The organism is Maribellus maritimus (assembly GCF_022267315.1).
In the GTDB taxonomy this organism is placed as follows: Bacteria; Bacteroidota; Bacteroidia; order Bacteroidales; family Prolixibacteraceae; genus Draconibacterium; species Draconibacterium maritimum.
The window spans coordinates 1-6599 of the sequence record NZ_JAIKLE010000081.1 but is presented as its reverse complement, the minus strand read 5'-3'; the positions used below and the strand labels follow the sequence as shown (position 1 = coordinate 6599).

Sequence of the window (6599 nt, the reverse complement as noted above, 5' to 3'; positions counted from 1 at the left end):
AGGGTCTGGTCAAAAATAGCAGAAGTTTCATTCGGAGAGAAATACGCGTTAGCAACAGTAGTTAATTGGCTCGGAAAGAATAGAGTAATTTATTTAAACTCTATTCTGGATGTGCTTATGTGGGGAATGTGTGGTAACGGGAGTCTGTGTAAAAACTATATTTAACCTTTTGAGATTTCATTTCTTCCATTTTTTCATGCGTACCTACCCAAATACTCTATTAGTTTTTGCACAGTCTGACGGTTACCTGTATGTGGCGTAGCCGACTGCGGGCTACTTTCCTGTCAAGCCGAGATAAGGTTAATGCGGGTGATGAACCTACAATTACCCACAAAACCGGCTATGACATATACAGATTGTTACCTGCTGGGTTTTAATTTCCTTTAATAGAACTACTTTATTTTCAATTTTAGCACTACCCCGATTTTGTTTTTGGGTCGGGAAAAAAGCGTTGGAAAACAGACAAGCTCTTTTGCAATTTTGGGTATCAGCTTTGGCTTGTGCGAATTGCAAATGTGCTTGACTGTTTGTGTTGGTAACATTATTAATTCATAATTTCCTCCATTAGATTTATTAAAACTTTAATCTGATTTACTGTTAATTCACGTGCATAAATATTCACTATCATTGGCTGTATTGTCCCACCTTTGTATTGATATTCAACAATTTTAGATGTACTTTTTCTAAATGTGTTAAAATCCTTTTTAGACGATATTACGAATTCTTTCTGTACAGATAATTGTTTCAAATATTCTTTTCGGTAATTATCTGACGTATCCGACGATAGCTTCAATTCATTTAAATATTGAGAATCTAAATAAGAAAATAAGCTGTCATAGTATGTATTTAGAATGCTATCAGCAATTAAGAAACTTTCATAGCTGCAAATATTCATTTCTGATTGTGAAGATAATTCCTCGCATTTTTTCTCCCAAGGTGGATTATTAAAATCAATTTGTGCAACTGTTGTAAAATTAAAACTGATAAGAATAAATACCGCAAGTTGGATTTTCATAATACACTTTCTTATTTTTTTATAGCTCCAAGCATTCCATTATCTTTCAACATTTTTATACGTTTCCTTATCGCATCAGCGTTATGAGTAACTCCTAAAATCTTATATAGTTTGTCGTAATCTTCTCTTAAAATCAATGATTCTTCTTCAATAGTTCCAATTATTTTTGGTGGATTTACAGTAAGTAATTCTCCCATTGCTTTGTATTCCAAAATTTCAATATTATTGCCTATAAAGTCAATATTGAAAACTCGTGTTTGAAAAAATGATTTTATTCCTGCATAACCACCATTTGCGCTGTAATATGTCCTGCTTTGACTTTCGTATAAAACAATTAATTCTTTTTGTTGGTCATCATCCAAATTTTCAAAAAATACTGAAATTACTCCCGGACTATAATTAAAAACATCAACATCATTTTCCCCAAATTGTGTATAGGATTTATTAATAGGATTATAAATTATTCCAAAATTACTATGACTACCATCGGCAGAGTAAACGAAGAAGATAGTGATTTTTCCAAACGATTCTAATTCATATACAATTGGGTTGTGGTTGAGTTTGTAATAACCTGTATCGTTAACGCTTTCTATATATTTATCTACAATGTCTCGCGAATTTTGAGCTTTGGTTAACTGAACACTTTCAAATATTAATAATATTGTGATAAGGAACTTCATTAATTGCATTACCTGCTCCGTGCAATTGACAGACTACTTTTGGTAGCTTCAATATTCTTGGAAACATAAGGAATTGATTCTCTTTCAAGGAATGTTTTAATGTCAGCTATTTTGTGATTGGTAGGCTTTAAATGATACTCCTGAAATGATTTGTAGGATTCAATCGTTAATCCATCTCGATGGAGTTGCTCAACCCGACTATTATATTCTCTCATTTTTGACTCCATTTCTTTTCCAAACGCATCAAGAAAATGTTTTAACGACTCTAACTGTCTTAATTGCAGTTCTAAACTTTGTACTGTACTCATAGTATTTGATTTATTAGTGTTTTCTGAATTTATAACTTCGACTTTTTGTGGATTGTATTTTGCCTGAATTGATTGATTATATCCATCCTTATATCCTTGAATGTAGGAATCTAACATATCATCAGCTCTGTAAGTAAATAGCGTTACAATCTCTAAAAACATGCTGCCCCAGTATTTCCACGAAACTCCCATTTTACGAAAGTCCCTTGGTTTGGGAGGGTCAGCACTTGCATCATTTTGTCCATCCTGATAACCCCTATAATATTGGTCGTTCTTTTTCATATTTTTAATAATGATTCTAACTCTTTTTTAATTGATTTCTTTATCGAATTCTTTCTAAATAATAGAAGCAAAATAATCAAGGATAATGGAATTAAAAGCATAAGCCAATAACCGATTTTTTCAATTTCTTCTGTTAATCCGGAAATGCCACCCAATAAAAAAAAACCAAGAATGCCTATTAAGGTATCATACCCTGCTGAAAGTTTTTTCCCAGTATATTTATCTAATATACTTTTAGCTTCTTTTAATTTTTCAATTGTATTTAATTTCTTTTTTATATCATTAACCTCATCAAATGTGAAGTATTTCGTAAGCAATTTTAATAATTCTTTTTCTTTGCTATTAAATAATGTAATTGCATTCTTTTTTTGTGATAAATTTCGTTGGATGTTGGCATTTACTTTTTTTAGCTCCTTTCGTTCTTCATCCAGCTTAATCAATTCAGTATAAAGCAATTTTCTTTTCTCGGCATCATTAATGCTTTGTACTAAATCTTCAATTTCGTTAATTAGTTTCTTTTCATGAATAGAATTTTTTTCAATTTCTTGTTGTTTAAAAGTGATTTCCTTTTTGATTTGAACCGAACTTGTTTGAATAGAATTTATCTCTATTTCACTTTTTTCTTTACCTTTTATTTTTGCCAATAAATCGTTAATTGCCAATACAAGTTGGTTTTTATCTTCAACCATTCTTTTTTCATCAACAATTAATTTTTCAATTTCTGATACAAATTGTTTTTCTTGTTTCTGAAGCTTTTGTATATCATTATTCTTTTTTTCAATGCTTTTTTCTAATCGTTCAATTTCTAATAACGTTTCATTAATTGCATCATCAACTTTTTTAAAATCGATTGAAAAATTATCATCTAAATCTTTCTCACTATAATTTAGTTCGGCTAAATAATCTTTGTATGATAATTGAGACATAAGCGATTGTTAATTTTATAGGATATTAATTCAAAGAATCTAACTCTTCCTGAAGTTTCAAAGCTCTAATTTTAGCTTCTTCAATTTCAGATTTGAATTGCGGTATAAAAACTTCCGGGTTACGTCCATCAGAATTTACTCCAAGTTTATCAATTTTATTTTTTAGTAATTCCTTTTTGGCTTTTAACGATGCTAATTTTTCAAGATTTTCGATAATGGCTTTTGAAAGTTCAGAATCTTTTCTTTTTAAATCCTCATTTTCTTTAAGGATATCTTTTTTATCAAAAGAAACATCCATACCATCCAGAATATTTTTTTGCTTATTTCTTTCATTAGTTAATTTTTGAAAGTCTGATTTCAAATTTTCAATGGATAACCTAATTTCTGAAATTTTATTCTCATCACTTTTTAACTTTAAGTTAATGGATTGTAATAAGGACATTAATTCTTTTTCCTTTAATACCAAACTGTCTCTTTTTTGCTGATTTTCATTCAATTGTTCCCTAAATGTATTAAGCTGTTTCTTCAAATCTTCTTCTGAAGATTGAAAAAGTGTGTCCAATTGCTGGCGGTATTCCTCAAATGTTATCATATCTTATAAGTTGGGTAAAGAGTAGGTTTTAAATTTATAAGGCTCATTGTTTAACCTTGATGATTTTATCATGCCAAATCCATTTTTAATCGTTGGAGTCTTAAAGTTGTAATCCATCATCCGTTCACTTTCGCCTCCGTTGAGTTGTATTTTTACATCAAAATCTCCTTTGTAATTCAAATCGTCAATAGTTTCAGAGAACCCTTTATAGATTGACGAGAAGAGTACAACATGAATCCCGTATAACGGGCCATCTCTCAAAATCGATTGTAAGTTTTCCGATTCAACAGGTTGATTGTATCCACTTTTTCTAAAAGCACGGAAATTGTAGATATCATAAATGAAAATATAATTTACTGAATTTTCAATCCCATCAATAACAGCATCAATCTTATTTTTATAGTGACTCATCAAATCTGTTATTTCATTTTCTTTTATTATTTGAATGTTATTTGAGTTTTCATTTAGTTGATTGAAATACCTTAACTCATTCTCGGTTACAGAGGGTGGCACAAATAATTTTATTTTAATTTGTTCATACTTTTGAAGCTGAAAAATGGAATGATAAAATATGGAAAGGGCAGAAGTTGAATCTTTTCCGATTATTAAAGTATTAGAACCCGTTTCTTTTCCAAGTTTGTAATTTGTATGATAAGACTCAAGACGAACTGGTTCACCAATAAAAATTTCATATTCAGTAGGAAGTAAACTTCCATGGTTGTTAATTATTGGATTATTTGCCAAAAGTGCTTCTGACGACCCATCATAAATGAATTGTTCATGTTGAACATAATCCGGACTTTCAATATATCTTTTTTGTAAATCTGAAATAACTTGCTTCAATTTTTCAACTGAAAAATAAGCAGCCTGAAATACTTCATTGCCCTCTTTTTGTCCATTCTTATTATTGAGAACACATTGACCTGGTTTTGTAAAATCAGATGGAACCAGATTATTATCATCCAAAATCCGGCGACTATCTTCCTTATTCATCGAAAGGGCAATTCGTGTATTCAGTTGTCCAAACGACGAAGATTTCATTTGAATCTCGGCTAATGATTGAGAAGACAAAATCAGATGAATTCCAAAGGAACGTCCTCTTTTTAAAATGTCATCCAGCTTGGAAGCGACAAACTCATTATTGCTGTAATTGTCTCCAAACAGTACCTGAAATTCATCGATTATTATTAAAAGTCGAGGTAAATCATTTCCTGTTGTTTTTCGATAAGTTGAAATATTAGAAACATTTGCATCTTTAAACAACTCTCCCCGTTTTTTAATTTCTGATTGAACAAAATCAAGAAAACTTAGCCCAAATTCAATTTCAGATTTCACTGACAGAACTTTAACATGAGGTAATTTTTTATAAATATTGAATTCTGTCCCTTCTTTGTAATCGAGAAGGCAAAACTGCAACTCTTTTGGAGAATATAACCAGGCACCAATTGTTATAATATTATGCAACAACACGGTTTTCCCTGAGCCGGTTTTTCCACCAACTAAAGCATGAAATGAGTTGTTCTCGAAAATAAGATTTGTAATGCCATTTGTTTTTTTCCCAAGAGGTATTTTTATTCCTTTCTCGGTGCTTTCTGTCCAAAAGTGTTCATCAGTTAAATATTCCGATAATGAAACAGAAATAATTCTTTGTTTCCCCCTTTTATTTACTATTCCATTGATAATTTCATCTTTGCTTTCAGAATCAAAAGAATGCAAGTCAAAACGAAAATTTTTATTAAAATGTTCTTCAAGTGAAAAATTTTTGATTTGAAATGTGTTGTCTGCTTCAAATAGTACCGGAAGTTTATTTATAAATACATTTGGAGCTATTCCACCATATTCATCCTGTTGAAAAGATGTGTCGATAAAAAGCAATAAATAAATACCTGCCTTTCTTCCATTATAAACCAGTCGATTAAGTTTTTCCAAATGTTTTTTTTCCAGATATTTTGGAAAATCAACCATTACCAAGAAATTATACTGAAGTGGGATATCGCGGGTTTTTGAATTGTATTCTGATATTGTTTCGTATTGATAACCTAGTACGTTTTGAATATTCTCTTCTAATAAATCGTCTAATTCGGTTAGGATTATTTCAATATCTTCTTGTCTATTGTAGATTCTTTCACCTCTTATTTCCTTGTCAATTGTGGTTAACAAACTGAGGTTTCCGCCCATCCCCTGTGGGTCAAACAAACGAAAACGCAATAATTCTTTTGGTGTCTGTTTTGTTAATTCTAAAATAAAGAATTGAAAGAAATTTAGTAATCTCTTTCGGTTTTCTTTTGTGCACAAAACGCATAAACCTTTTTCGTTTTCAATAGGAAATCGAGCTTCAATAACTCTATTGTTTTTTGTTTTTAATGTACCTATTTCTACTGTTTCAGGTAGAGTTCTTGTCATTTTTTTGCGTTTTTCTTTGAATTTTTGATTTAGTAAAAGAAATGAGTGTGTAATTTATGTAAAATAACTAAATATGCTTCATGCATTGGCCAAAATTGCACTCCTTTGCAAATTTTGGTTTGAGTGTAGGCTTGTGCGATTTGCAAATGTGTGCAATGTGCGTTGGATTCCCTAATTGCCCCAAAGGGCAAAAGCGCGTTGGCAAAACAAAATCTTTTCGAAGTAATCATTTTCAAATTTGGTTTAGTTTTTTCTGTCTATTTCGGTTTGTCTTTTCTTTTTTTCAACCTTGCAGGTTGGTTGGTACATGTTGTCGGGGCGGATTTCGGAGAGCGTTCCTGTCCGAAGGACACGGAACTGCGATGCGAGAATCCGCAGTTGGCGTACCACCGA

The 6599-nt window shown here is 31.1% G+C and carries 6 protein-coding genes; all 6 read right to left on the bottom strand.

Annotation, left to right across the window (positions count from 1 at the left end):
- Positions 1-544: 544 nt before the first annotated feature.
- Genes K5G00_RS28550 through K5G00_RS28525 form a run of 6 tightly spaced genes read right to left on the bottom strand, consistent with a single transcriptional unit; the run spans position 545 to position 6206 of the window.
- On the bottom strand, positions 545-1015 hold the full coding sequence (locus tag K5G00_RS28550; protein WP_238769906.1) for a lysozyme inhibitor LprI family protein: 471 nt from the start codon (positions 1013-1015) through the stop codon (positions 545-547).
- Between the two features lie 11 nt (positions 1016-1026).
- Positions 1027-1695: a hypothetical protein gene (locus K5G00_RS28545; RefSeq protein WP_238769905.1), complete on the bottom strand. Its 669-nt coding sequence runs from the start codon at positions 1693-1695 to the stop codon at positions 1027-1029.
- A gap of 8 nt (positions 1696-1703) precedes the next feature.
- Positions 1704-2285 carry a hypothetical protein gene (locus tag K5G00_RS28540; protein ID WP_238769904.1) on the bottom strand — a complete coding sequence of 194 codons (582 nt, stop codon included), beginning with the start codon at positions 2283-2285 and terminating at the stop codon, positions 1704-1706.
- On the bottom strand, positions 2282-3211 hold the full coding sequence (locus K5G00_RS28535) for a hypothetical protein (RefSeq protein WP_238769903.1): 930 nt from the start codon (positions 3209-3211) through the stop codon (positions 2282-2284). Before K5G00_RS28535 ends, K5G00_RS28540 begins: the two co-directional genes overlap by 4 nt.
- Positions 3212-3236: 25 nt before the next feature.
- Positions 3237-3803 carry a coiled-coil domain-containing protein gene (locus K5G00_RS28530; protein ID WP_238769902.1) on the bottom strand — a complete coding sequence of 189 codons (567 nt, stop codon included), beginning with the start codon at positions 3801-3803 and terminating at the stop codon, positions 3237-3239.
- Between the two features lie 3 nt (positions 3804-3806).
- Complete coding sequence (locus K5G00_RS28525) at positions 3807-6206, bottom strand: FtsK/SpoIIIE domain-containing protein (RefSeq protein ID WP_238769901.1); 2400 nt, start codon at positions 6204-6206, stop codon at positions 3807-3809.
- Positions 6207-6599: the final 393 nt, after the last annotated feature.

Excerpts from the sequence above, each read along its gene's own strand:
- K5G00_RS28550 (WP_238769906.1), bottom strand. The coding sequence starts at position 1,015 with ATGAAAATCCAACTTGCGGTATTTATTCTTATCAGTTTTAATTTTACA.
- K5G00_RS28545 (WP_238769905.1), bottom strand. The coding sequence starts at position 1,695 with ATGAAGTTCCTTATCACAATATTATTAATATTTGAAAGTGTTCAGTTA.
- K5G00_RS28540 (WP_238769904.1), bottom strand. The coding sequence starts at position 2,285 with ATGAAAAAGAACGACCAATATTATAGGGGTTATCAGGATGGACAAAAT.
- K5G00_RS28535 (WP_238769903.1), bottom strand. The coding sequence starts at position 3,211 with ATGTCTCAATTATCATACAAAGATTATTTAGCCGAACTAAATTATAGT.
- K5G00_RS28530 (WP_238769902.1), bottom strand. The coding sequence starts at position 3,803 with ATGATAACATTTGAGGAATACCGCCAGCAATTGGACACACTTTTTCAA.
- K5G00_RS28525 (WP_238769901.1), bottom strand. The coding sequence starts at position 6,206 with ATGACAAGAACTCTACCTGAAACAGTAGAAATAGGTACATTAAAAACA.